Source organism: Erythrobacter cryptus DSM 12079 (assembly GCF_000422985.1).
GTDB lineage: Bacteria > Pseudomonadota > Alphaproteobacteria > Sphingomonadales > Sphingomonadaceae > Erythrobacter > Erythrobacter cryptus.
Window position 1 is genome coordinate 41,829 of the sequence record NZ_KE383966.1, and the last position, 24,178, is coordinate 66,006.

Genomic DNA, 24,178 nt, shown 5'->3' on the forward strand with positions numbered 1-24,178 from the left:
GGAATCCCAAAACAACCAGGAGGTTGGCTTAGAAGCAGCCATCCTTTAAAGAAAGCGTAACAGCTCACTGGTCTAAATAAGGGTTCCTGCGGCGAAAATGTAACGGGGCTCAAGATACGCACCGAAGCTTAGGGTTGCAGCTTGCTGCAGCGGTAGCGGAGCGTTCCGTAAGCGAGTGAAGCGGAAGGGTAACCGACCGTGGACGTATCGGAAGTGCGAATGCTGACATGAGTAGCGACAAACAGGGTGAGATACCCTGTCGCCGAAAGACCAAGGGTTCCTACGCAATGCTAATCAGCGTAGGGTGAGCCGGCCCCTAAGACGAGCCCGAAGGGGGTAGTCGATGGGAACCACGTTAATATTCGTGGGCCTGGTGGTGTGTGACGGATCTCGTAAATTGTCCTTCCTTATCGGATTGGTTGGGCAGTGAAGAGGTTCCAGGAAATAGCCCCACCGTATAGACCGTACCCGAAACCGACACAGGTGGTCTGGTAGAGTATACCAAGGCGCTTGAGAGAAGTATCCTGAAGGAACTCGGCAAATTGCCTCCGTACCTTCGGAAGAAGGAGGCCCCGTCTTTGGGCAACCAGAGGCGGGGGGCACAGGCCAGGGGGTAGCGACTGTTTATCAAAAACACAGGACTCTGCTAAGTCGGCTTCAAGACGACGTATAGGGTCTGACGCCTGCCCGGTGCTGGAAGGTTAAGAGGAGGAGTGCAAGCTCCGAATTGAAGCCCCAGTAAACGGCGGCCGTAACTATAACGGTCCTAAGGTAGCGAAATTCCTTGTCGGGTAAGTTCCGACCTGCACGAATGGCGTAACGACTTCCCCACTGTCTCCAGGATATGCTCAGCGAAATTGAATTCTCCGTGAAGATGCGGAGTACCCGCGGTTAGACGGAAAGACCCCGTGCACCTTTACTGCAGCTTCAGAGTGGCATTAGGAAAGAGTTGTGTAGCATAGGTGGGAGGCTTTGAAGCACCGGCGCCAGCTGGTGTGGAGCCACAGGTGAAATACCACCCTGCTGTTTTCTGATGTCTAACCACGCACCGTTAGCCGGTGTTGGGACCCTCTGTGGCGGGTAGTTTGACTGGGGCGGTCGCCTCCTAAAGAGTAACGGAGGCGCGCGATGGTAGGCTCAGGACGGTTGGAAACCGTCTGTTAGAGTGCAATGGCATAAGCCTGCCTGACTGCGAGACTGACGAGTCGAGCAGAGACGAAAGTCGGTCATAGTGATCCGGTGGTCCCTCGTGGAAGGGCCATCGCTCAACGGATAAAAGGTACGCCGGGGATAACAGGCTGATGATTCCCAAGAGCTCATATCGACGGAATCGTTTGGCACCTCGATGTCGGCTCATCACATCCTGGGGCTGGAGCAGGTCCCAAGGGTTTGGCTGTTCGCCAATTAAAGTGGTACGTGAGCTGGGTTCAGAACGTCGCGAGACAGTTTGGTCCCTATCTGCCGTGGGCGTCGATACTTGAAAGGAGTTGCCCCTAGTACGAGAGGACCGGGGTGAACGTGCCTCTGGTGTACCTGTCATCCTGCCAAGGGTGCCGCAGGGTAGCTATGCACGGACGGGATAACCGCTGAAAGCATCTAAGCGGGAAGCCTCCCTTAAGATTAGGTATCATCGAACCGTGATAGACCATCACGTTGATAGGCCGGGTGTGGAAGCGCAGCAATGCGTGGAGCTAACCGGTCCTAATAGTTCAGTTCGCGCTTGAGAGTCCGCACTGTCAACGTCAGTCCTGCTGAAGGCTGGCGCTGATGTCGAGATTTTCGGCCAGATTGCCCAGCAGGGCAGGCATCGATTTGACCCGCATCCACTGGCTCCATTGCTTGGTGACCATAGCGTCTGTGACCCACCCGATCCCATCTCGAACTCGGCCGTGAAACCAGACAGCGCCGATGGTACTGTGTCTCAAGGCACGGAAGAGTAGGTCGTCGCCAGGCATTGCAGCCGGTGGAGCGCGGGACAAACCCATTCACGATGCCAGGGCTGACCCGCAAGGGCAGCCCTCGCGGTGTTCGCGCCTTGAGCGCGCGGATCGCCTGCATCTTCGCCCCGATCCATGTCCGATCGGCGCATCCGGTGAAGCGGGATGGAGCAGCCCGGTAGCTCGTCAGGCTCATAACCTGAAGGTCGTTGGTTCAAATCCAACTCCCGCAACCACCGCATCAACCTTTCTGCAACCCCGCTCCCATCACCATCGACAGATATGACGCCCGCAGCCCGGCTGCCGGGTGCGCGCCTGCATGACGGCCCTCGACAAGGAGAACCGGGAATGACTCACTGCACTCCCGCAGCGCAGCTCACCGAGCGCTTCGATGCCGCGCTTGCCTATGCCAGCCGGCTCCATCGCCACCAGCTGCGCAAGGGAACCGCGATCCCCTATGTCTCGCACCTCCTCGCCGTGGCCGCGATCGCGCTCGAGCACGGGGCAGACGAAGACCAGGCGATCGCCGCGCTGCTCCACGATGCGGTCGAGGACCAGGGCGGGCTGGCGCGGCTCGCGGAGATCCGTGCCCGCTTTGGCGAGGAGGTCGCCGCCATAGTGGCCGACTGCACCGATGATCTTGCCGGCACCAAGGCCTTGGCCGCCGGCCCTCAGGACAAGGCAGCCGAATGGCACGCCCGCAAGGCGGCCTACATCGCCGGCCTTGCCGAAAAGGCGCCGCGCTCGCTGGCGGTCAGCATCGCCGACAAGACCCACAATGCCGCCGCAATCAACGCCGATCTGCGGCTGCACGGGGCGGCGGTGTGGGCGCGCTTTACCGGCAGGCGTGAAGGCACCTTGTGGTATTACCGCAGCCTTGCCGATGCTTTCACCCGCCTCGCACCCGGCGCGGCCTCGGCCCGGCTCGCACGTGAGGTCGCCGAGATGGAGGAGCTGGCGGCGCGGTTCTGATTCCGCGCGCCGCCCCGCCTTAGCCCGCCCGCACGGTCTTGAGGAAGCCGCGCACCTGTTCGCTGAGATGGCCGGCCTGGGCCTCGAGCTCGTTGGCGCTGGCGAGCACCTGGCTTGCCGCCGCCCCGGTCGAGAGCGACAATTGCCGCACGTCCTCGATATGGCTGGCGACCTTCTCGGTGCCGCGCGCGGCCAGATCGATGCTCTGCGCCAGATCGCGGCCGGCCACCGATTGCTGATCGACCGCGGTGGCGATCGAGACCGCGGTGGCTTCAAGCTCGCGCACCTGCCCGGCGATGGCGCGCAGCGCCTTCACGCTGGCGCCGGTGCTCGATTGCATCGCGCGGATCTGCTCGGCCACCTTTTCGGTCGCGCGGCTCGTCTGCATGGCGAGTTCCTTGACCTCGCTGGCCACCACGGCAAAGCCGCGGCCCGCCTCGCCGCCGCGCGCGGCCTCGATCGAGGCGTTGAGCGCCAGCAGATTGGTGCGCTGGGCGATGGTCTGGATCAGCTCGACGATCTGGCCCACTTCCTCGGCCGAGGCGGCGAGCGCGGAGATCGTCTCGTCGGCCTCGCCCGTGGCCAGGGTGGCAAGGCGGGCAAGCTCGCTCGAGGAAGCGGCCTGGCGGCTGATCTCGCTGATCGATAGGGCAAATTCATCGCTCGCCGCAGCTGCAGCGGTGGCCCCTGCATTGGCCTCCTCCATCGCGCTTGCCGCTTCGCCGGTGCGGCGGCTGGCCTGTTCGGCGCTTTCGGCCATGCGCGTGGCGGTGGTGTGGAGTTGGCTCGAGGCTGCCGCGACGCCGCTCACCACCTCGCCGACGGTGCGCTCGAACTGGCGCGCCACCTCGTCGAGCAGAGCGGCGCGCTTGGCCTCGGCCTCGAGCCGCTCGCGCTCGCGCTCCTGCTGCAATTGCAATTCTTGCTCGGCCTTTTCCGAGCGTTCGCGCGCCCAGGCCTCGAGCCGCTTGCTCGCGCGCTTGAACAGCGCGATCGCGCGCACCATCGCGCCGATCTCGTCGCGGCGCTCCTCGCCGGCCAGCTCGAAATTGCGGTCCCCATCGGCAAGCCGGGTCATGGCGGTGGTGATCTCGGCGATGCGGCGCGAGAAATCGCGCGAGAGATAGGCAAGGCCAAGCAGCAGCACACCCCCGCCAAACACCGCCATCACCGCGAGGATCAGGATCATGTTGAAGAAATAGGCAATGCCGCGCGCCTCGAGCGCCTCGGCATCGGCTGAAAGCGCGGCCGACAGGCCAGCGCTCGCGGTGATGAGCGCGCGGCCTGCCTCGGCCATGCTGTCGGCGGCGCGGCCGGGCGCGTCGCCGCTGCGCGCGGCCTCACGGGCTTCGTCATAGCGCGCCTGGAAGGTGGCCAGCCCCTCGCGCAGCGCCGCCACGCGGGGCGCAAATTCCGGGGCATCACTGCCGAGCTTCGTCTCGAGCGCCGCGAGCCTTGCCGCGAGCGCGCTTTCGCTGCGGCGCTGGGCGGCATCGAGCGCCGCGCTGCGCTGGTAGAGCGCCCGCAGCGAATCGTGGCGCAGCTCGCCCGCGCCCGCTTCGATCTGCCCGGCCATCACCAGCGCTTCCTGGAGCCTGGCCGAGGTGGTGTAGCGCTGCCACAATTCGCCAAGGCCAAGCCCCAGCACCAGCGCCATCAACAGGCCCACGCCAAGGAAGGTACCGAAGATGGCGTTGATCTTGCGCGCCAGCGGCAGGTTGCGGAACCAGGCAAAGCGCTCGAGCAGGGTGGTGCGCTCTGCCCCGGCGGCAGGCGCCGCCTCGTTGTCTTCATCCTGAGCGGATTCGCTGCGCAATTGCCGGACAAAATCGGGCACCGCCTGTTCCTCGCGCCGCTCCTGCCAGCTCATCATGTTCATTACGCGTTCCCCCGAGGTTTGCTGCGCGCAAATGTGAACGAAAATCCTTTCCGAAAACTTGATTCGGGGGCGCTTTTTGAGCCCCGCATGGGCGGGATTCAGGCGCCGCGCACCCGGGCGAGGAAGCCCTCGGCCTGCTGGCGCAGGCTGGCGGCCTGCACCTCGAGGCTGGAGGCGCTGGCGAGCACCTCGGCGGCGGCACTGCCGGTGCCAAGCGCCATGCCCCGCACTTCGGCGATATGGCCAGCCACCTTCTCGCTGCCGCGCGCGGCAATGTCGATGCTGCGCGCCAGATCGTGGCCCGCCACCGATTGCTGATCGACCGCGCTGGCAATGGCGATGGCGCTGGTCTCGAGGCTGGCGATCTGCCCGGCGATCGCGCGCAGGGCGGCAACGCTGGCGCCGGTGGTGGATTGCATCGCGCGGATCTGCTGGGCCACCGCATCGGTGGCGCGGCTCGCCTGGTTGGCCAGTTCCTTGACCTCGCTCGCCACCACGGCAAAGCCGCGGCCGGCCTCGCCGCCGCGCGCCGCCTCGATCGAGGCGTTGAGCGCGAGCAGATTGGTGCGCCGCGCGATCGACTGGATCAGCTCGACAATCTGCCCCACTTCCTCGGCCGAACTGGCCAGCGCGCCGATGGTGCTGTCGGCCTCGCGCGCGGCGAGGCTCGCCTCGCGTGCGAGCGCGGCCGAAGCGGCAGCCTGGCGGCTGATCTCGCTGATCGACAGGGCAAATTCGTCGCTCGCCGCCGCCGCTGCGGTGGCGCCGAGGTGGGCCTCCTCCATCGCGCCTTCGGCCGCGGCGGTCGATTGGCTGGTCTGCTCGGCGGTGGCGGCCATGGCGCTGGCGGTGGCTTGCAGCTGGCCCGCCGCGGCGACCACGCCGGTTACGACCTCGCCGAGGCTGCGCTCGAACTGATCGGCGATCTGGGTGAGCACCCGTTCGCGGGCGATCCGCGCTTCTTCGCGCACCAGTTGCAGGCGGGCCTGTTCGTCAAGCTCGGCGCGGGCGCGTGCGGCGCGTTCCTGGCTCAATTGCTCGAGCCTCACGCCCGCCTGGTGGAACACCTCGGTGGCGCGGGCGATCTCGCCGATCTCGTCCTCGCGCGCGGTGCCGCTGATCGCCACCCCGCGCTCGCCCGCGGCGATCCGGCTCATCTGCGCCGCGATCGCCTTGATCGTGCCGCCAAGCTGACGGTGGACATAGCGCTGCGCGGCGAGGGTGAGCACGACGAGAACCGCGCCAAGCGCGATCCAGAGGGCAAAGAGGCGCGCCAGCAGAGCTTCGCCCGCAGCGCTGGCGGATGCGACCTCCTGCCCGAGCAGCAGCGCAAGGGCGCTGCCCGCCTTGGCTACGGCGCTGCTGGTTGCCGCCAGTTCGCGCGCCAGGCGGCGCCGCGCGGCAGGATCGGCCTCGACCGCATCGAAGGCGGCGATCTGGCGGCTGACATCGGCGATCCCTTCGCGGATCAGCGCGAGGCGATCATAGGCCGCAGGGCTTCGCTGCGGCAGGGTTTCGGCGAGCGTATTTGCCAGCGCCGCGGCGCGATCGAGCGCGGCGCGCGCGGCGCGCTCGTGCTCTGCCTCCGGCGCGCCCGCCGCCAGCAATTCGGCATGGCGCTGGCTCTCGCTCAGCTGCACCATCAGCCGTTCGGCCACCAGCGCCTGTTCCTGCGCCGCGCCGATGCGCGCGGCGCTCGCGCCGAGTTCGCCATGGCCGCGCACCACCAAAAGGCCGGCCGCAAGGGCAAAGACGAGATTGAGATTGAGGAACAGCGCCACCTTGCCACCGACCGATAGCCGTGCAAACCAGGCGCCCAGCCAGCCGAGCGGGCCGCGGCGCCGGGCTGCGGGCGCGGCCGCGACGCGCTCGGCGGCAAGATCGATGGCGATGTCGCCGAGCGCGCTCATGCCGATGCCGTGCCGCCGGCCTCGCCAGACCCGGTGGCGGCGTTCTCTTGCGCTTCGATCAGCCGGTCGATCTCGGCGGCGCTCAGCGCACGATGATAAAGCCAGCCCTGGAGCTGGTCGCACCCGGCCAGGCGCGCCAGTTCGGCCTGGTCCTTGGTTTCCACCCCTTCGGCGGTCACCCCCATGTCGAGCGCGCGGGCGAGCGCCACCGAGGAAAGCATCATCGCCCGGCTGGCCTCGTCCACCCCGGCAAGTTCGACAAGGCTGCGATCGAGCTTCAGTTTTTCAAAGCGGAAGCGCCGCAAAAAGCCGATCGAGGCATAGCCGGTGCCGAAATCATCGAGCGCGATCCTGACCCCGAAGCTGCGGATCACATCGAGCGTGCGCTCGGCCACCTCGGGATCGAGCACCAGGCAGGTCTCGGTCACCTCGAGTTCGAGCCGGTGCGGGGGAAAGCCGGTTTCCTCGAGCACCTCGCCGAGCTTGATCGGGAACTCGGCATTGCGCAGCTGCGCGGCGGAGATGTTGACCGCGAGCGTGATCCCCTCCCAGCGGCGCGCGTCGCACACCGCCTGGCGCAGCACCCAGGCCCCGAGCGGGTTGATGAGGCCCGAATCCTCGGCCACCGGGATGAAGATATTGGGGCCCAGCGGCGCGCGCGCCCCGCGATCCCAGCGCAGCAGCGCCTCGACTGCGACGATCCGTCCGCTCTCGGCGCTTACCAGCGGCTGATAGGCGAGGCGAAACTCGCCCGCGGCAATCCCGGCGCGAATTTCCTCCGCGATCTCGCGCATCCGCTCGCGGCGGCGGTCGAAGCTCTCGTTGAACCAGGTGCAGCGCATCCGCCCGCCGCGCTTCGACATGGTCATCGCCACGTCGGCCCGGCGCAGCATCTCCGAGGAGGGCACCCGGGCCGTGGCGGTCGAACGGGCAAGGCCAATGCTTGCGCCTACGACTATGTGGCGCCCATCGAGCTCGATCGGGCTGGAAAGCCGATCGAGCAGGGTGCGGCAGAGGCCCTCGAGAATGGTGCCGGCGACCTTGCCGCTCATCAGCGCGGCAAACTCGTCGCCGCCCAGCCGGTAGCAGCGCGCTTCCTTGCCGCAGACCTCGCGGATCACCTCGGCGCAGCGGGCGATCAGCACATCACCCACGGCATGGCCATAGTGGTCGTTGACCTGCTTGAAGCTGTCGAGATCGATCACCGCCAGCGCCACCTCCGCATCGCCGCGCGAGAGTTGCGCGATTTGCGCGTGCAGCGCGTGGCGGTTGGGCATCAGGGTGAGCGGATCGGTGACGGCGCGCACCTCGAGCGCGCGAATGTTGGCAAGGCCGCTGCGGCCGAGCAGGAACAGCAGCGCGGCATAGGTGAGCAGCGCGGCGATCAGCAGCGGGGCGGGCGAGAGAATCGCAAGGTGGTTGCTGAAGCTCACCCCCAGCACGAACAGGCCGGTGAGCAGGCTCGCCCCTGCCATCGGCAGGAACATCAGGCCCCAGGCCGAAAGTGCCAGCGGTGGCTTTGCCGTGATCACCAGAGCACGATCCCGCAAAAAGGGCGCAGCCACGCGCCGCGTTGTTCCGCTATCGGCTTGTAAGGCGTGGCGGCTAAGGAAGGGTAAAGCGCCGTGCCCGGTTGTGCGCTGCGGGCTGCGGCCATCACGCCTGGCGCCGGCGCAGCGCCTCGGCGCTCGCCGGGGCTGGCTCGAAGAAGCTGGCACGCGGGGCGCTGGGCACGAAGCGCTCGGTGTGGCCCACCGTGGTCTCGCCCGCGCCGAGCATCAACAGCCCGTCGGGCAGCACCGCGCTCGCCAGCCGCTCGAAGGCCAGCGCCCGGGTGGTGCGATCAAAATAGAGCAGCACGTTGCGGCACAGCACGAGGTCAAAGGGCATCCGCCCGGGATGGGGACCGAGCAGGTTGTGCTGGCGGAAGCGCACCATCGCGCGCAGCTCGTCGCGCACCTGCCAGCCGCGCTCGGTTTCTTCGAAATGGCGCAGCATCTGCGCCACGCCCAGCCCGCGCTGCACCTCGAACTGGCTGTAAAGCCCGCTGCGCGCGGCATTGATGGCGCGGTGCGAGACATCGGTGCCGAGGATGTCGATGGTCCAGCCGTGCCAGCGTTCGGGCTGGTCGAGAAAGAGCATCGCCAGCGAATAGGCCTCCTGCCCGGTGGAACAGCCCGCCGACCAGATCGACAGGCGCCTGACCTCGCGCCGCCGCCGGGCCAGCTCGGGCAGGATCTCCTCGGGCAATTGGTCAAAGGTCGGGCGGTCGCGGAAGAAATAGGTCTCGTTGTTGAGCAGCGCCTCGACCACGTCCTGCGCCAGATCGGGGCTTTCCGGCCCGCGCGGCGGGGCGGCGAGCAGGCAGACGAGTTGATCGACATTGCTGATCCCGTGCTCGCGGAACAGCCCGGCGAGCGCCGAATTGACCCGCCAGCGCCGGCTTTCGGTGAGGTGCTGGCCGGTGCGCGCGGCGAGCAGTTCGGCGATGATCTGGAACGAGGCTTCGCTGGTGTGCATCAGCCCTGTCCCCGTCGCGGCGCATCGGGCGAGGCTGCCGGCAGCGGCGCGGCCAGCTGGGCGAGCACCGCCTCGCCGAGGCGCTCGGGCGAGGCGACCAGCGTGGCAAGGCCGGCGCGCGCCACCGCACCGGGCATTCCCCACACCGCGCTGCTGTCGGCATCCTGGGCAAACACCGCGCCGCCCGCGGCCACCAGCGCCTCGGCGCCGATCGCCCCGTCGCGGCCCATGCCCGAAAGGATCACTGCCAGCGCCGCGCCGGCGCAGGCCTGGGCAAGGCTTTCGAGCATCGGATCGACCGAGGGCACACAGCCGCTCGGCGCCGGTTCGGTGCCGATCCGGGCGATCAGCCGCTCGCCCTGGCGGCGCACCATGAGGTGGCCGTGCCCGGGGGCGATGACGATCCGGCCCGCGGTGATGGCAAGGCCATCGCGGGCGATCTCAGCCGGACGGCCGCAGGCCGTCTCCACCTGCCGCGCGAACACCGGCATGAACGAGGCGGGCAGGTGCTGGGTGATGAGGATTGGCACGTCGCAGGCGGCCCCCATGCGCCGCAGCAACTGCGCCAGCGCGTGGATGCCGCCGGTTGAGGCGCCGATGCCGAGCACCTGCGGGCGCCAGCCGGGCCGGGCGCGGGCCGGGCGGGGAAAGTGCGCCGGGATCGCGCCTGCGTCGGGGCCGGGGGCGGGCGCTGCCGGATCGCCGCCCGCGAGCGCGGCCTCATCCCCGCGCGGGGCGCCGAGCGCGCGGATCTTGCGCAACAGCTGCCCGCGGTAATCTTCGGTAAAGCCCCCGGGGCGCGGCTTCAAAAGGGTGTCGGCCGCCCCCATCTCGAGCGCGGCCAGCGTGTGCTCGGCCCCGTCCATGGTGAGCGAGGAGACCACCAGCACCTGCGGGCGGCCGGGCGTGGCCAGGATCGCGGGCAGGGCATCGAGCCCGCCGCGGCCCGGCATTTCGAGATCGAGCAGCACCACATCGGCAGGCGTGCTCGCCAATTGCGCGAGCGCCCCTTCGGCGCTGCTGGCGGTGCCGGCGATCACCAGCGCCGGATCGCTTTCGACCATGCGCTTCAAGATCGTGCGCACGGTGAGCGAATCATCGACGATCATCACCCGGATCGGCGCCCCGGCGCCATGGCCAAGCGGCCGCCGCGGGCGCGGCGGGACGCTGGCACCAGCCGGCGCACCGGGGCGGGGCAGGGGCCGGCTCATGCAAATCCGACAAGCTGGAGCTTGATCTGCAAGGTCTCGTGATCGAAGGGCTTCATCACATATTCATCGGCGCCCGCCTGGATCGCCTCGCGGATATGGGCGACGTCATTCTCGGTGGTGCAGAACACCACCTTGGGCCGTTCACCCCCGGGGCGCTGGCGCAGATGGGCGAGGAACTCGATCCCGCTCATCACCGGCATGTTCCAGTCGAGCAGCACGACGTCGGGCATCGCCGCCTCGCAGGCCTCGAGCGCCTCCTTGCCGTTCTCGGCCTCGGCCACGGCAAAGCCAAGGGTTTCGAGGATATGCCGCGAAACCTTGCGGATGACGCGCGAATCATCGACGATCAGGCATGTTTTCATGGCGAGTCCTGCTTGTGGCCAAGAAAGCCTAGAAGAATCGGGTAAGCATTGGATTAAGCGGCGGCCTCGCTTTCGCTGCGGGCCAGCTCGCTCCCGGCGATCAGCACCGCCGGATCGAGCAGCAGCGCCGGGCCGATCTGGGTTTCGATCAAGCCGCGCGCGGCGCGCGACCATTCCGCGCCGAAGCCCCCCGGCACCTGGCCCGGTGCGCCAATCGCGCTGGTGATGTCCTCGATCCCGTCGACCCGCAGGGCATAGGCATGGCCATCCTGCGCCACCACCACGGCGCGGTGATCGGTCGGCCATTCCTCCGCCGCAAGGCCGAGCGCGCGGCGGCAGTCGATCACGGTCAAGGCCTGGCTGCGCAGCGCGGCAATGCCGGTGATGTGCGCCGGCGCGCGCGGGATCGGGGCGATCGCGGCAAGCTCGATCACCGAACGCACGGCAAGCGCGGGCAGGGCGCAGCGCCGTCCGGCGATCTGGATGATGACCAGCAACTCCTCGCTCATGCGCGGTCTCCGGCAGGCCGCGGGGTGCGGGCGGCGGCAAGCGCGGCGAGCAGCCCGGCGCGGTCATAGCGATAGATGGTGGGCGCGCCAGCCGGCGCCTCGGGCTGGTTGCGCAGGCGGATCACCGGGCCGGTGATCGGGCGCCCGAGCGCCTCGGCAACCTCATAGACCTCATCGAAGATGATCGTCACGGTCTTATCGTCGGCGCTCGCCGGCGGGACGATCGCATAGCCGGCGGCCTCGACCAGCGGGGCAAGGATGGTGCGCGCCCAATCATCATCGGGCAATACGCAGCGCGCCCTTGCGGCAATTTCGGGTGCCGCGCCGTGGCTGGCGAACAGCGTATGGCCATCGATCAGCGTCACCGGTCGCCCGTCCACCAGGGTGACCGCTTCGGCAAGCGGATCGTCCGGCACCGGGTTGAGCGCGCCATCGAGCGTGCGCGCGTCCTCGATCTCGCGCACCGCCAGCAGCAGTTCGGCACTGCCGTCGGTCAGCCGCAGGAGGCGCAGCCGTGGGGTAGTAAGAGCCTCATCAGGCAGGCCGACGAGGGGCAGGATCAGCCCGTCGATCACTGCGCGCGGGTGCGGGCCGGACAGGTCGATCGCGCTGGCCGGGGCGGTTTCGATGCGGCGCACCAGTTCGAGCCGCACCGCCATGCGCCGCCCGGCAAAATCGCTGAACAGCATCGCCTGCACCCCGCTGCGGGCGATGCTCGCCTCGCGCTCCTCTGCCGCGATCTCGAGGCGCGAATGCTTGTCGATCGCCAGCTGGTGCATGGCGGCGATATTGGCGATGTCGAGCAGCAGCACCGGCTGGCCATCATCGAGCAGGGTCGATCCGGCATAGAGCCCGCAGCGCATCACCGCCGGGGCGAGCGGCTTGACCACGAGATCGCCGTGGCCGTGGATGCGATCGACCGCGAGCGCGAACAGCATCCCGCCGGCGAGCCGCAGCATCACCAGGGTTGCCCCCCGCGCCGCCTCGGCCTCAGGAGCTGGGCGGGCGAGGCCGAGCAGGGCATCGAGCATCAGGCACACCACCCGCTTGCCGCGGAAGGTGACGAGCGCGGTTTCGCCCATGCGGGTGAAGGCGAGCGCGCTGTGGCTGGCCTCGACGATTTCCTCGACATGGCTTTGCGGAATGGCAAAGCGCTGGCCGGCGGTCTCGACCGTCAGCCCGGCGATGATGCTGAGCGTGAGCGGGATCTGCAGGGTGAAGCGGGTGCCCGCGCCCGGCTCGCTTGCCACCTTGATCGAGCCGCCGACCTTCTCAAGGTTCTGCCGCACCACATCAAGCCCCACCCCGCGGCCCGAAATATTGCTGACGCTCGCCGCGGTCGAAAATCCCGGCTCGAAGATGAGATCGAGCAGCTTCTCGCGGCGCATCTGCGCCCGTTCGGCGGCGCTGATCAGTCCCATTGCCTCGGCCTTGGCGGCGATGCGCGCCTCATCGAGCCCGCGCCCGTCATCGCCGATGGTGATGGCAATGGTGTTGCCCGATTGGCGCGCGGTGATGGTGATGAGGCCGATCTCGCGCTTGCCCGCGGCGCGGCGCGCGGCGGGCGCTTCGATGCCGTGATCGATGGCATTGCGGATGATGTGGGTGAGAGGATCGCGGATGGTTTCGATCATCTCGCGGTCGAGTTCGACATCGCCGCCATCGACATCGATCATCACCTGCTTGCCAAGTTCGTTCGAAAGATCGCGCACCAGCCGGGGGAGCGCGCCGAGCAGGGTTTCGATGCGCTGCATCCGCATCCGCGTGACAGCGTCGCGCACGTCGGAAAGGATCGCGGTGAGCCGTTCGAACGGCCCGTCGATGGTCGGCTGGGTGCCCGCCTGGCGCAGGCGGTGGGCCAGATCGTTGCGCGCCAGCACCATGTCGGAAATGCCGCTCATCACCCGGTCGAGCAGCTCCACCGGCAGGCGGATGGTGCGCTGCGCCGGCGGCCCGGGCGGGGGATGGGCGTGGGTCTTGGAAGTGGCGGGGGGCTGGCCCGTGCCCGCATCGGCCTGCGGGGCGGGCGTCTCGTCTCGGATGCGCGGCGCGGCGACCTCCTCGCCCTCCTCCTCCTCATCATCGAGGCCGAGCGCGGCGATCAGCTCGGCCTCGCCCTCCTCGGGAAGCACGCTGCCCGCCTCGATCGCATCGACCAGCGCAGCGATGCGGTCGATGATCGCGAGCACCGCCGAGACCAGCGCGCGATCGGGCTCGCGCCGCCCGGCGCGGCAATCGGCGAGCGCATCCTCGGCCGCGTGCGAGAGCGCGGCAAGGCGGGGAAAATCGAAGAAGCCGCAATTGCCCTTTACCGTGTGGACGAAGCGGAAGATCGCATCGAGCCGCGCGCGATCGGAAGGATCGGCTTCCCAGGCGACGATCTCGCCGCTCGATGCCGCGAGCATCTCGCGGGTTTCGGCGATGAATTCGGCCAGAAGATCGTCCATGGCAAAAGCGCGCGCCCCTGTTTGCCTTTGTGCAACAGGGCTATGCGGCACAGTTGGTTAACAAGCGCCTAGCGCGCGCGCCATGCCGGATCGCGGCGCCGGAAGATATGCCGCACCAGCACCACCGCCGAGGCTGCGCCAAAGAGGTTGGCGGCAAGTTCCGCGGTGTAGATCGCGCCCGAACCCATGCCCGGTTGCAGCAGCAGTGCCACCGGCAGCATCACCAGGAACACCCGCGCCAGCGATTGGGCGAGGGCATAGGCGGCCTTGTCCACCGCGTTCATGATGCCATTGCCCACGATCAGCAGCCCGAAGCCGGCATAGCCCCAGGCGGCGATCCTGAGATAGAGCGCAAACTCGGCGATCACCGCCGGATCGTCGGTGAACAGGCGGGCAAAGCCTTCGCCAGCCAGCATCATCCACACGGCCACGCCCAGCCCCCAGACGAGGCAGAAGGCCGCGGCATAGAGCGCCGCGGCGCGCGCGCGGTCATATTGGCCTGCGCCCCAGTTCTGCCCGACGATCGCCCCGATCGCGCCCGAAAGCGCCAGCAGCGGCACGATCACAAAGCTTTGCAGCCTGCCGGCGGCGCCGAAGCCCGCCACCGCCGCCTCGCCCTCGAGCGCGACGCGCGCGGTGAGGATCGACAGGCCCAGCGGGTTGATGGCGTTGGAAAAGGCCGCGGGCAGGCCGACACGCAGGATCGCCAGCGCCGATTCGCCGATGCGGCAGCGGGCGATGAGGCCAGGATCGAGCGGCAGCGCGGTGCCGCGCAGCAGCAGCGCGGCGGCGCTCACGCCCAGCGCCCAGCCGATCACCGTGGCATAGGCCGCGCCCGCCATGCCCAGCCCTTCAAACCCCATGGCGCCGGTGATCAGCAGCGGATCGAGCACCCAGTTGGCCGCGGCATAGGTGATCGAGACGGTGCTGGTGCGGCGCGCCTCGCCCTGGCCGCGCAGCACCCCGTTGAAGCCCATGATGAGCAGGATCAGCGGGAATCCCGCGGCATAGGGCCCCATATAGGCGCGGATCAGCGGCATCAGCGCCGGCGGCGCGTTCATCGCGGCAAAGATCGCATCGGTGCAGAGCCACAGGCCAAGGCCCATCCCCACCCCGCAAAGCCCGGCAAAGACGATGCCGAAATTGGCCAGCCGTGCCGCGCGCGCCTTATCGCCCGCGCCGAGGGCCCGGGCGACCACCGAATTGATCCCCACCATCACCCCCACGCCGAGCGAGGTGGTGGCTACGCCGACGGGAAAGATGAAGCTGATCGCAGCCAGCGCCTCGCTGCCCAGCTGGCCGATGAAATAGGCATCGACGATCCCGATCGACATGATCGCCGCCACCCCGATGATCGCCGGCAAGGTCTGCGCGACGAGGTGCGCGGGGATCGAACCGCTCACGAGTTTGGCAGCAGAAGGGCCGGGCGCGCTCATCGCCTGTCCGGCCTAGCCGTGCGGCGCGCTGCTTGCAAAGCCTTCCCCGCCCATGCGATAGCCACAGCAGCAATTACCGATAGCGAGAGGATCCCGATCATGGCCACCCAGCTCAAACCCGCGCCTGACAGCCTCGAGGGCAAGTGCAGCAAGGAGGAATGGCAGGCCCGGCTCGATCTTGCCGCCTGCTACCGCATCTTCGATCACCTCGGCTGGTCGGAATCGATCTACAATCACATCTCGGTCAAGGTTCCGGGCGAGGATGACACCTTTCTCATCAACCCCTTCGGCCTGCTCTATTCGGAAGTCACCGCCTCGAACCTTGTCAAGATCGATGTCGAGGGCAACAATGTCGGCGGCTCGCCCTATATGGTGAACAAGGCGGGCTTCACCCAGCACGCCTATTTCCACAAGCATCTGGGCGAGCGCGCCGCGGCGATCTGCCACGTCCACACCACCGCCACCATGGCGGTGGCGAGCCACAAGGACGGGCTGTTGCCGTGCAATTTCTACGCCTGCAACTTCATCGGCCAGATCGGCTATCACGATTTCGAGGGCGTGACCGTGCGACCCGAGGAGGGGGAGCGGCTGGTCAAGAACCTCGGGCCCCACTCGATCCTGATGCTGCGCAACCACGGGCCGGTGGTGATGGATCGCACCATCCCGGGCATGTTCGTCAAGATGTGGGCCTTGCAGCGCGCCTGCGAGATCCAGGTGGCGACGCTGGCCATGGGCGAGCCCACGCTGGTTTCGCCCGAGGTGATCGCGGTGCACCAGCGCGATCTTGCGGTGATGAGCGGGCAGGGCGGCGCGGGGCTGTTCGATTTCGAGGCGTGGAAGCGCAAGATCGACCGCATCGACGACAGCTGGCGCCGCTAGGGCGCAGGAAACCATCCCATGTCCCGCATGACCGTCAACGGGCGGCCGGTCGCCTTCGATCTAGATCCGCGCATGCCGCTGCTCTATGCTCTGCGCGAGGCGATGAACCTCACCGGCACCAAGGCCTGCGGGGGCAGCGGGGTGGGCGAGGATTGCCCAGGCACCTGCATGGTGCTGGTCGATGGGGTGGCGCTGCGCTCCTGCGCGATCACCCTCGCCGAGGCCGAGGGGCGCGAGATCGTGACGATCGAGGGCCTCTCGCCCGATCGCACGCACCCGGTGCAGCAGGCCTTGGTGGCGCAGGGGGCGATCCAGTGCGGCTATTGCACCCCCGGCATCGTCATCGCCGCCGCCGCGCTGATCCAGCGCAATCCCGCCCCCAGCCGCGAGGAGATCGCCGCGGCGATCCCCAATATCTGCCGCTGCGGGGTCTATCCCCGGCTCCTGCGCGCGATCGCGCAGGCCGGGCGCGTCGCTCAGCGCCAGGAACGCATCAGCGCCGTGCCCGCCCCGGCGATCAGCCCCGAGGATGCGGCCCGGGCGGTGCCGGCGCTGCGGGTGGTGCCGGCGCAGGAGTGAGCGCGCGCCTAGCCCGCCGACCAGCTGCGCAGGAGGTTGTGATAGCAGCCGGTGAGCGCGATCAGCGCCGGGTCATCATCCCCCACCTTGCCGCGCAGCGACTGGATGGCAATGTCCATGTCGAACAGGATATCGCGCCGGCCCGCATCGGGCACGAAGCTTTCCACCCAGAAGAAGGCGGCGATCCGCGCCCCGCGCGTCACCGGCGTCACCTGGTGGAGCGTGGTGGCGGGATAAAGGAACATGTTGCCCGCCTTGAGCTTGACCCGCTTGCCCTCGTGCCCGTCCTCGATCAGCAGTTCGCCCCCGTCATATTCTTCCGGATCGGCAAGAAACAGCGTCGCGGAAAGATCGGTGCGCAGGTGCCCGCCGCCGGGCAGCGGGCGCCAGGCATTGTCGATATGGGTGCCGAAATGCTCGCCCACGCCATACCGGTTGAACAGCGGGGGATAGATCGCCCGGGGAAGCGCGGCCGACTGGAACAGCAGCGAGCGCGCCAGCGCGGCGCGGATCTCATCGCCAAGCTGGCGCGCCTCGGCACAATCCTGCGGCAACTGCTGGTTGTGCTTTGCCAGCGCGGACTGATAGCCTGCGGTAACCTTGCCATCGGCCCAGGGCGCCTGATCGAGCACGGCGCGCATCGCGCGCACCGTGGCGGCATCGAGCAGGGCTTCGATCTCGATCATCATGGCCAAGCGGGCTGTGACAGCCCTAGTAGCTATAGGTCAAGGTGAAGGTCGCCGAACGCGCCGGGGCCGGGATCGACTGGGCCTGCCCAAAGGAGAGAAAATAGGTCTCATCGGCAAGGTTGTAGACATTGACGCGCGCGCTCAGCCGATCGGTCAGCTGATATTCGGCAAAGGCATCAAACACCGTGTAGGAAGGCGCGGTGATGACGAAATCGGCGGTGGGGCCGGGGCGCACATTGCTGGTGCGGCTCGAGGCATATTGCACCCCGCCGCCCACCAGCAGCGCATCGGTGAGCGCATAGCTGGTCCAGGCGCTCAGCGAATGTTCCGGGGTCTGTTCGAGCCGCTGGCCGATCTCGAAGGGCCTGTTCGAGCGCGTCACCTCGCCATCGAGATAGGAATAGCCGGCAAAGATGTTCCAGCGCGGGGTGATCGCGCCCACCGCCTGCACTTCGAACCCGCGCACCCGCTGCGCGCCATCGAGCACCACCGCCGGATCGCCCGGGTTGATCCCCGGGGTGCGGGCATTGTTGCGGGTGATCTCGAACAGCGCTGCAGAAAGCTGGAGCCTGCCGTCCATGAGATCGAGCTTGCCGCCCAGTTCAAAGGCCTCGCTGGTTTCCGGGGCGACGAAGAAATTGGCCGGTGTCACCGGCGGGTTGTTGTTGCCCCCGGCAAGCTGGATCACTTCGGACGCGCTGCCCGGCTCGAATGCGGTGGCCCAGGCAAGATAGAGGCTGGAATTGGCGGTGGGCTTGAACACCAGCGCGGCATTGCCGCTCAATTCGCTGTCCTTGCGGGCAAGATCGGTGACGAAGCCGGGGGCAATGCCATTGTCATCAAAGCCCCGCACTCGGGTTTCGACCCAGTCGTGCCTCAGGCCCGCAACGATCCGCCAGCGCTCGCCCAGCTCGATGGTGTCGAACAGGAAAAGTGAGATCGTGTCGAGATCGATCCGCGCCCGGGTGCCGTTATAGGCCAGCGGCTGGGCCGGGACGAAGGCGGGGTTAAACAGGTTGCGCGCCGGGCCATTGGCATCGAGCCGGCGGCGGTTGCGGTTGGTCTCCTCGACATATTCGGCGCCAATCACCAGGGTGTGGCGGAAGGCCGGGCTGCCGAAGCTGGCGGTGAGCGTGGTCTGGTTGATGAACAGCTCGTCCACCTGATCGCGCGGCTTGAAATTGCCCACCACTTGGGTGTTGGCATCGAGCGTGGTGACATTGCCGACAAAGCGCGGGGCCGAAACGATCTGATCGAGCGCCACCCGGGCATAGCGGGTGATGTTGGCAAGCTGGATCGTGTCGCTCACCTTGTGATCGATGCGCCCGGTGATCGTGTCGGTTTCGACATGGCGATAATCGGTCGCATAGCCATAGAAATTGTCGCGATCGACGGGCGCGACCCGGCCCTCGAAGCCCGAACCGGCAAGGCTGAAATTGCGCGCATTGGGCAGGCCGAGATCGGGCAGGTCGTCCTGCTCAAGGTGCAGGTAATTGACCATCACCGTGGTATCCCCGCCGAGCCCGAAGCCGATCGAGGGGGCGATCGCCCAGCGCTCGTTCTCGACGAAATCGCGCCCCGGCTCGTCATTGTGATGGGCCATGGCGGTGAGGCGCAGGGCAATGCCGCGCTCCGTATCGAGCACGGCATTGCCATCAAAGGTGCCGCGGAAGAACTGATCGGTGCCCACCACCGCCTCGCCGAACAGGCTGTCCTTGAGGTTGGCCTGGCGGGTGACGATGTTGACCGTGCCGCCGACATTGCCGCGCCCGGCAAAGGCCGAGGCCGGGCCCTTGGTCACCTCGATCCGCTCGGCATAGAAAGGATCGCGGAAATAATTGCCCGGATCGCGGATGCCATCGACGAAGATGTCGTCGCGGGCGGAAAAGCCGCGCACGTTGAAGGCATCGCCACCACCCGGCGGGTTGCCCTCGCCCGCCTGGAAGCTCACCCCGGTGATGTTGCGCAGCGCATCGCGCAGGGTGCGCCGGCCCTGTTCCTCGAGCAGGTCGTCGGAAATCACCACCGCGGTCTGCGGAGTGTCGAGCAGCGGCAGCTGGTGCTGCGGGGTGGAGAGGGTTTCGCTGGCATATTCGCCGATCACCGTGATCTCGCGAGGGCCGGCCTCGGCCGCATCGGGGGCATCGAGGCTGTCGGCTCCGGTTTCGGCCATGGCCGGGGCGGCAAGGAGGGTGGTGCCCGCGGCGAGCGCGCGGGTGAGCTGGCGACGGATCATGGAAACTCCCTGTGATTCGTTGCTGCAGCTATTGCAAATTATTCGCATCTGCAAGCCTTGCGTGCAGATGAAAGTGATAATCACCCACCTGTGGCGCCCGTGCCGCGCCGCCTTTCGCCTCGGCGCGCAGCGCGTGGCGGTTCAACGGCGTTCGCGGGTCAGCTCGCGGTCGGCCTGAAGCGCAAACCAGCCATGGCCCAGCACCACCGCGCACAGGGCGATAATGAGTCCGAAGCCGAGCCAGTCGGAATGGCCATAGAGCCACACGCCGAGCGCCGGGGCATAGATGTAGCTCGCCCCGGCAAGGCTGGCGACGATGCCGCTCGCCTGGCCCTGTTCGGCGCGGGTTACGGCGAGGCTGGTGCCCGCGGTGGTGCCGGGACGGAACAGGCCAAAGCCGAGCGAGGCGATGGCATAGCCAAGCGCGATGAGGTGCAGATCCCCTGCAATCCCCAGCACCAGCGTGCCCAGCGCCGCGGTGGCAATGCCCCACAGCGTTGCCGCGCGCGGGCCAAGATCAAAGCGCGGGATCAGCCCCCATTGGGCAAGCAGGGTGGCGATCGCCCCGCTCATCAGCACCAGCCCCACCGGCCCGGCGCCCTCAGCCGGGGTGGCGCGCAGGCCCAGCCGGTCGAGCACCAGAAAGCCGGTGATCCCCAGCACCATCGCCTGGGCATGGCCGCCGAAGAACCCGGCAAAGACCCAGGGCGCAAGGCGCGGATCGCGCCAGGAAAGGTGCGGCGGCGCCCCTTCTTCCGGCTCGAGCGCGCTTGCCGGATCGCTCGGCGCGCCCGAGGGCGCCGAATAGGGCGCCGCAAGGCCGCGCGCGGCAAATTGCGGCTCGTCATTGGGCAGGCGCAGCCGCAGCACCACCAGCGCGGCAAGGCCGATGAGGCCAAAGCACAGGAACGGGCCCGTCAGCCCGATCCCGAGAAAGGGCAGCACCATCAGCGGCGCGAGCGCCGGGCCGATCACCGTGCCAAGCCCGAAGCTCGAAGCGATGAGCGAGAGCGCCTGGGTGCGCTGGCTGCGCGGGGTGCGTGAGGCGACATAGGCCTGCACCGCCGGGGGCGCGGCGCTGCCGAAACCGCCATAGAGGCTGCGCGCCGCGGCAAAGGCGATGAGCGTCCACAGCGCCGACATCCAGCCGGCAAGCCCCGCCCACAGCGCCGCCCCGCACAGCAGGAAGGAGACGATGAAGCCGAGCAGGCCCAGCGCCATCATCGCCTTGCGCCCGCGCCGGTCGGATCGCCGCGCCCAATAGGGCGCGCACACCACCCACAGGAGCGCCGACCACGAATAGGCAAGGCTGATCCACACATCGGCAACGCCAAGCGCGGTGCCGATCGAGGGCATCACCGATTGCATCGCGGTGTTGCCCGCCGCGGTGACCAGCATCACGGTGAACAGCAGGGCCATGCGCGCCGGCGGGATCGTGCTGCCGGTGCTGCCAGTCGAGGCCGCGGCCGGTGGCCGGGCCGTCTCGGGATCGCGCGTGGCCATGGGGCTTGCGTCGGACTGCTATTCGAAGACTTCGGCCACCCGCCCCGGCGCCTCGCTGGCGAGCTGGCGGTGAACCGCGCCGATCACCACCAGGAAGATCACGGTGATGAGCGTGTTGATGATCGCGTTCACCAACCCGTTGCCGATGGTCGCCACCTCGCCCCCGATCGCCGCGAAGATCAGCGTGAGGATCCCCTGCACCAGCGCGCTGACAATACCGATCACCAGGAACAGCAGCGCGAGGAAGACAAAGATGCGCAGCGAATTGCCCTTGGTCAGCCGCCACGAGCGCGCGATCGCGGCCACAGGATTGGTGATCCCCTCGATCGCGATCACCGGGGCGATCAGCGCGAACTTGATGACGAGGTAGATCACCAGCACCACCGCTGCGAGCAGCACCACCACGGTCGCCCAGGCCGGGGCGAAGGCGGCGACCAGGCCGAGCGGCAGGCCCACTGCGAGCCCCGCCAGCAGCGCGCTGATGATCTGGGCGGCAAGATAGCTCGGCAGGCGCCGGGCCGCGGTCACCAGCGCCTCGCGCACCGTGGGACGGCCGCGGTCGCTGAGCAGCGCGAGGATCGCCAGGGAGCCGACCAGCCCGGCAAGGCTGATCGCGAGGAACAGCGGCCAGTTGTCGGCATAGATCGCCCGCATCTGGCCAAGCGCGGCATCGAGCACCGCTTGCGGATCGTTGCTCGGTGCGCGCGCCGGCTCGGGATTGACAAGCTCGGGCACGAGAAGCGCCGCGGCGAAGGAGGGCAGGAAGAAGAACAGCCCGGCAATCGCGCCGATGGTGTCGCGGTTGGCGCCGAGCAGCGCGCTCGCCTCGCTCCAGGCCTGTCCCATGTCGAGTTTGCGGCTTGCCATGTCCTGTTCCTGTCCGATCCCTCAGCCTTTGCGGCGGTGAAGCGACAATCGCCTCTTGATATGCGCGCTCAATGCCCCCACCGAGGCGCGATGGCAAGCATTGCTCCTGAAACCGTGATGCCCGCGCCGCCCGAATGGCGCGTCGCCCCTGCGCCGGTGCCCTACGCGCAGGCGCTCGCCGCGATGGAGGCGCGCAACGCCGCGGTGCAGGCCGGCACCGCGCGCGAGCTGATCTGGTTGCTCGAGCATCCCCCGGTCTATACCGCGGGCACCAGCGCCGATCCGGCGGAACTCATCGATCCGCGCTTCGAGGTGGTTGAGGCCGGCCGCGGCGGGCGCTACACCTATCACGGCCCGGGCCAGCGGGTGGGCTATCTGGTGCTGAACCTTGCCGCGAGGGGCAAGGACGTGCGCTGCTTCGTCCATGCGATCGAGGGCTGGGTGATCGCTGCGCTTGCGCGCTTCGGGGTGGAAAGCTGGCGGGCCGAGGGGCGCGTGGGCATCTGGACCCGCGATATCGACGGGACCGAGGCCAAGATCGGCGCGATCGGCGTACGCGTGCGCCGCTGGGTGACGATGCACGGCTTTTCGGTCAATCTCGATCCTGATCTGTCGCATTTCGGCGGGATCGTGCCTTGCGGCATTGCCGAATATGGCGTGACCAGCCTTGCCCGCCTTGGCCTTCACGTAAGCGCTGAGCAATGGGATGCGGCACTGGCCGCTACCTCGGCGGATTTTCTTGACGCGCTGGCCGCTTCGGCCAACAGGGCGTGCCGATGATGCGCGCCCTCGCCCCGCTTGCCCTTTTGCTGCTGGCCGCCTGCAACGAGGAGGCCGCCCCTGCGGCGCAGGGCGACAAGGCGGCGGGCGAGGTGCTCGGCGGCACCATCAGCGATGCGATGATCCCGCTCGATCAATTGCAATCCGAAGCTCCGCTTGCCCCACGCCAGGGTCCGGCGGCGCCGAGCCTCGATGCCGAGCAGCCCGAGGTCAGCCCCGCGCCGGGGATCGAGGGCGGGGCCGAGAGCGCGGCGGGCGAGGGCGGCGCAGCGGCAGGCACCGCGCCGGCCCCGGTGCCCTGATCACTCGGCCGCCGCGGCCTGTTCTTCCTCCAGCGTCGGATAGTCGATGTAGCCTTGGGGAATGGGGAAATACCAGCTCTTGGGCACGTCCTTGTTGGGGTTCCAGTGCGCGCCCACGGCGATCCGCTTGTCCAGATCGGGGTTGGAGATATAGGGCCGGCCAAAGCTCACCGCGTCGCACTTGCCGCTGGTGATATCGGCCTCGGCCTCGGCGGCGGTGTAATCCGAATTGAGGATCAGCGCGCCAGTATAGATCTGGCGGATGAGCGGGCTCTGCTTGGGCACGTCGGTCTGGCCGAAGGTGCCATTGGGGCCAGGTTCGCGCAGTTCGACAAAGGCAAGCCCCAGCTCCTCGCACACCCTGGCGGCCGCGCCGAAGGTGGCAGGCGGATCGCTGTCATCGCAGCCCTGGGTCTCGCCATTGGGGGAAAGGCGGATGCCCACCCGATCGGCGCCCCAGACATCGATCAGCGCTTCGAGAACCTCGCGCATGAAGCGGGTACGCCGTTCCGGGCTGCCGCCATATTCGTCGGTGCGAAGGTTGGTCTTGTCGCGCAGGAACTGGTCAACGAGGTAGCCATTGGCGCCGTGGAGCTGGACGCCATCGAACCCGGCCTTCTTGGCGTTTTCGGCGGCGCGGGCGTAATCGGCGATAGTGCGCTTGATGTCCGCGTGGGTCATCTCGCGCGCAAGGGCATAGGGCTGTTTGCCGATCGGGGTGTGCGCCTCGCCCGGGGCCTGAGTGGCGCTGGCCGAGGAGGGCGGCTCGCCATCGAGGAAATAGGGGTGGACAAGCCGGCCCATGTGCCACAGCTGCATGACGATAAGCCCGCCTTCCTCGTGCACGGCCTTGGTGGTGGCCTTCCACGCTTCGGTCTGCTCCTCGCTCCAGATGCCCGGCGCGCTCGGCCAGCCAAGCCCTTCGCGGCTGATCCCGGTCGCCTCGGAAATGATCATGCCCGCGCCGGCGCGCTGGCGGTAATAGGTCGCCATCAATTCGTTCGGTACGAACATCGGATCGGCCGCGCGCCCGCGGGTGAGCGGGGCCATGAAGATGCGGTTCTTCGCGTGCAGCGCCCCCATGGTGAGCGGCTGGAACAGGGCTTCGTGCATGTGGGTAATCCTCGAGATTGGGTTGCGATTGGCTATCCACTTGGCCC

The 24,178-nt window shown here is 67.9% G+C and carries 19 protein-coding genes, 1 tRNA gene and 2 rRNA genes (1 of these 22 running past the window's edge); 8 read left to right on the top strand and 14 right to left on the bottom strand.

The window, feature by feature from the left end:
• The 4 genes from G524_RS0112370 to G524_RS0112390 form a co-directional block, all read left to right on the top strand.
• Nucleotides 1-1,725 (top strand): 23S ribosomal RNA (locus G524_RS0112370); it begins 1,063 nt to the left of the window's first position.
• A gap of 113 nt (nt 1,726-1,838) precedes the next feature.
• Nucleotides 1,839-1,953, top strand: a 5S ribosomal RNA gene (rrf, locus tag G524_RS0112380).
• Between the two features lie 143 nt (nt 1,954-2,096).
• Nucleotides 2,097-2,173, top strand: a tRNA-Met gene (locus G524_RS0112385).
• A 112-nt stretch (nt 2,174-2,285) separates the two neighbouring features.
• Complete coding sequence (locus tag G524_RS0112390) at nt 2,286-2,909, top strand: HD domain-containing protein (RefSeq protein WP_027443966.1); 624 nt, start codon at nt 2,286-2,288, stop codon at nt 2,907-2,909.
• A gap of 19 nt (nt 2,910-2,928) precedes the next feature.
• Here the strand turns inward: G524_RS0112390 and G524_RS16410 are convergent, their stop codons facing one another.
• The 9 genes from G524_RS16410 to G524_RS0112435 form a co-directional block, all read right to left on the bottom strand.
• Nucleotides 2,929-4,788, bottom strand: coding sequence for a methyl-accepting chemotaxis protein (locus G524_RS16410; RefSeq protein WP_051221224.1), 1,860 nt, complete (start codon nt 4,786-4,788; stop codon nt 2,929-2,931).
• Between the two features lie 98 nt (nt 4,789-4,886).
• Nucleotides 4,887-6,698, bottom strand: a complete 1,812-nt coding sequence (locus tag G524_RS17265) for a methyl-accepting chemotaxis protein (RefSeq protein ID WP_051221226.1) — start codon at nt 6,696-6,698, stop codon at nt 4,887-4,889.
• Nucleotides 6,695-8,230, bottom strand: a complete 1,536-nt coding sequence (locus G524_RS15980; protein WP_245561366.1) for a putative bifunctional diguanylate cyclase/phosphodiesterase — start codon at nt 8,228-8,230, stop codon at nt 6,695-6,697. Before G524_RS15980 ends, G524_RS17265 begins: the two co-directional genes overlap by 4 nt.
• A 124-nt stretch (nt 8,231-8,354) precedes the next feature.
• Nucleotides 8,355-9,218: a CheR family methyltransferase gene (locus G524_RS0112410; protein WP_027443967.1), complete on the bottom strand. Its 864-nt coding sequence runs from the start codon at nt 9,216-9,218 to the stop codon at nt 8,355-8,357.
• Nucleotides 9,218-10,429, bottom strand: a complete 1,212-nt coding sequence (gene cheB, locus G524_RS15985; RefSeq protein WP_245561367.1) for a chemotaxis-specific protein-glutamate methyltransferase CheB — start codon at nt 10,427-10,429, stop codon at nt 9,218-9,220. Before cheB ends, G524_RS0112410 begins: the two co-directional genes overlap by 1 nt.
• Nucleotides 10,426-10,791 carry a response regulator gene (locus tag G524_RS0112420; RefSeq protein WP_027443968.1) on the bottom strand — a complete coding sequence of 122 codons (366 nt, stop codon included), beginning with the start codon at nt 10,789-10,791 and terminating at the stop codon, nt 10,426-10,428. The genes cheB and G524_RS0112420 overlap by 4 nt, the downstream gene beginning before the upstream one ends.
• Nucleotides 10,792-10,844: 53 nt before the next feature.
• Nucleotides 10,845-11,300, bottom strand: coding sequence for a chemotaxis protein CheW (locus tag G524_RS0112425; RefSeq protein WP_027443969.1), 456 nt, complete (start codon nt 11,298-11,300; stop codon nt 10,845-10,847).
• Nucleotides 11,297-13,747: a chemotaxis protein CheA gene (locus tag G524_RS0112430; protein ID WP_027443970.1), complete on the bottom strand. Its 2,451-nt coding sequence runs from the start codon at nt 13,745-13,747 to the stop codon at nt 11,297-11,299. Before G524_RS0112430 ends, G524_RS0112425 begins: the two co-directional genes overlap by 4 nt.
• A 68-nt stretch (nt 13,748-13,815) precedes the next feature.
• Complete coding sequence (locus G524_RS0112435) at nt 13,816-15,183, bottom strand: MATE family efflux transporter (protein WP_027443971.1); 1,368 nt, start codon at nt 15,181-15,183, stop codon at nt 13,816-13,818.
• A gap of 99 nt (nt 15,184-15,282) precedes the next feature.
• Here G524_RS0112435 and G524_RS0112440 point away from each other — a divergent pair, with 99 nt between their 5' ends.
• Entirely contained in the window at nt 15,283-16,062 is a 780-nt protein-coding gene (locus tag G524_RS0112440) for a class II aldolase/adducin family protein (RefSeq protein WP_027443972.1), read from the top strand.
• Between the two features lie 18 nt (nt 16,063-16,080).
• The gene (locus G524_RS0112445) at nt 16,081-16,641 is read left to right on the top strand and encodes a (2Fe-2S)-binding protein (RefSeq protein WP_027443973.1); all 561 of its coding nucleotides are present in this window, start codon (nt 16,081-16,083) and stop codon (nt 16,639-16,641) included.
• A gap of 8 nt (nt 16,642-16,649) precedes the next feature.
• Here the strand turns inward: G524_RS0112445 and G524_RS0112450 are convergent, their stop codons facing one another.
• The 4 genes from G524_RS0112450 to G524_RS0112465 all read right to left on the bottom strand — a co-directional run bounded on the left by G524_RS0112450 (nt 16,650) and on the right by G524_RS0112465 (nt 21,936).
• A complete protein-coding gene (locus G524_RS0112450; RefSeq protein WP_027443974.1) occupies nt 16,650-17,330 on the bottom strand; it encodes a Fe2+-dependent dioxygenase in 681 nt (226 codons plus the stop codon).
• A gap of 22 nt (nt 17,331-17,352) precedes the next feature.
• Nucleotides 17,353-19,566: a TonB-dependent receptor gene (locus G524_RS15990; protein ID WP_051221228.1), complete on the bottom strand. Its 2,214-nt coding sequence runs from the start codon at nt 19,564-19,566 to the stop codon at nt 17,353-17,355.
• Between the two features lie 141 nt (nt 19,567-19,707).
• On the bottom strand, nt 19,708-21,069 hold the full coding sequence (locus tag G524_RS0112460; protein WP_027443975.1) for an MFS transporter: 1,362 nt from the start codon (nt 21,067-21,069) through the stop codon (nt 19,708-19,710).
• Between the two features lie 18 nt (nt 21,070-21,087).
• A complete protein-coding gene (locus G524_RS0112465) occupies nt 21,088-21,936 on the bottom strand; it encodes a glycerophosphoryl diester phosphodiesterase membrane domain-containing protein (protein ID WP_036857954.1) in 849 nt (282 codons plus the stop codon).
• A gap of 90 nt (nt 21,937-22,026) precedes the next feature.
• On the opposite strand from G524_RS0112465, the gene lipB reads away from it, so the two are divergent.
• Nucleotides 22,027-22,716: a lipoyl(octanoyl) transferase LipB gene (gene lipB / locus G524_RS0112470; protein ID WP_036857956.1), complete on the top strand. Its 690-nt coding sequence runs from the start codon at nt 22,027-22,029 to the stop codon at nt 22,714-22,716.
• The gene (locus G524_RS0112475; RefSeq protein ID WP_027443978.1) at nt 22,713-23,018 is read left to right on the top strand and encodes a hypothetical protein; all 306 of its coding nucleotides are present in this window, start codon (nt 22,713-22,715) and stop codon (nt 23,016-23,018) included. Before lipB ends, G524_RS0112475 begins: the two co-directional genes overlap by 4 nt.
• On the opposite strand, the gene G524_RS0112480 is transcribed toward G524_RS0112475, so the two are convergent.
• Entirely contained in the window at nt 23,019-24,131 is a 1,113-nt protein-coding gene (locus G524_RS0112480; protein ID WP_027443979.1) for an alkene reductase, read from the bottom strand.
• Nucleotides 24,132-24,178 lie beyond the last annotated feature (47 nt).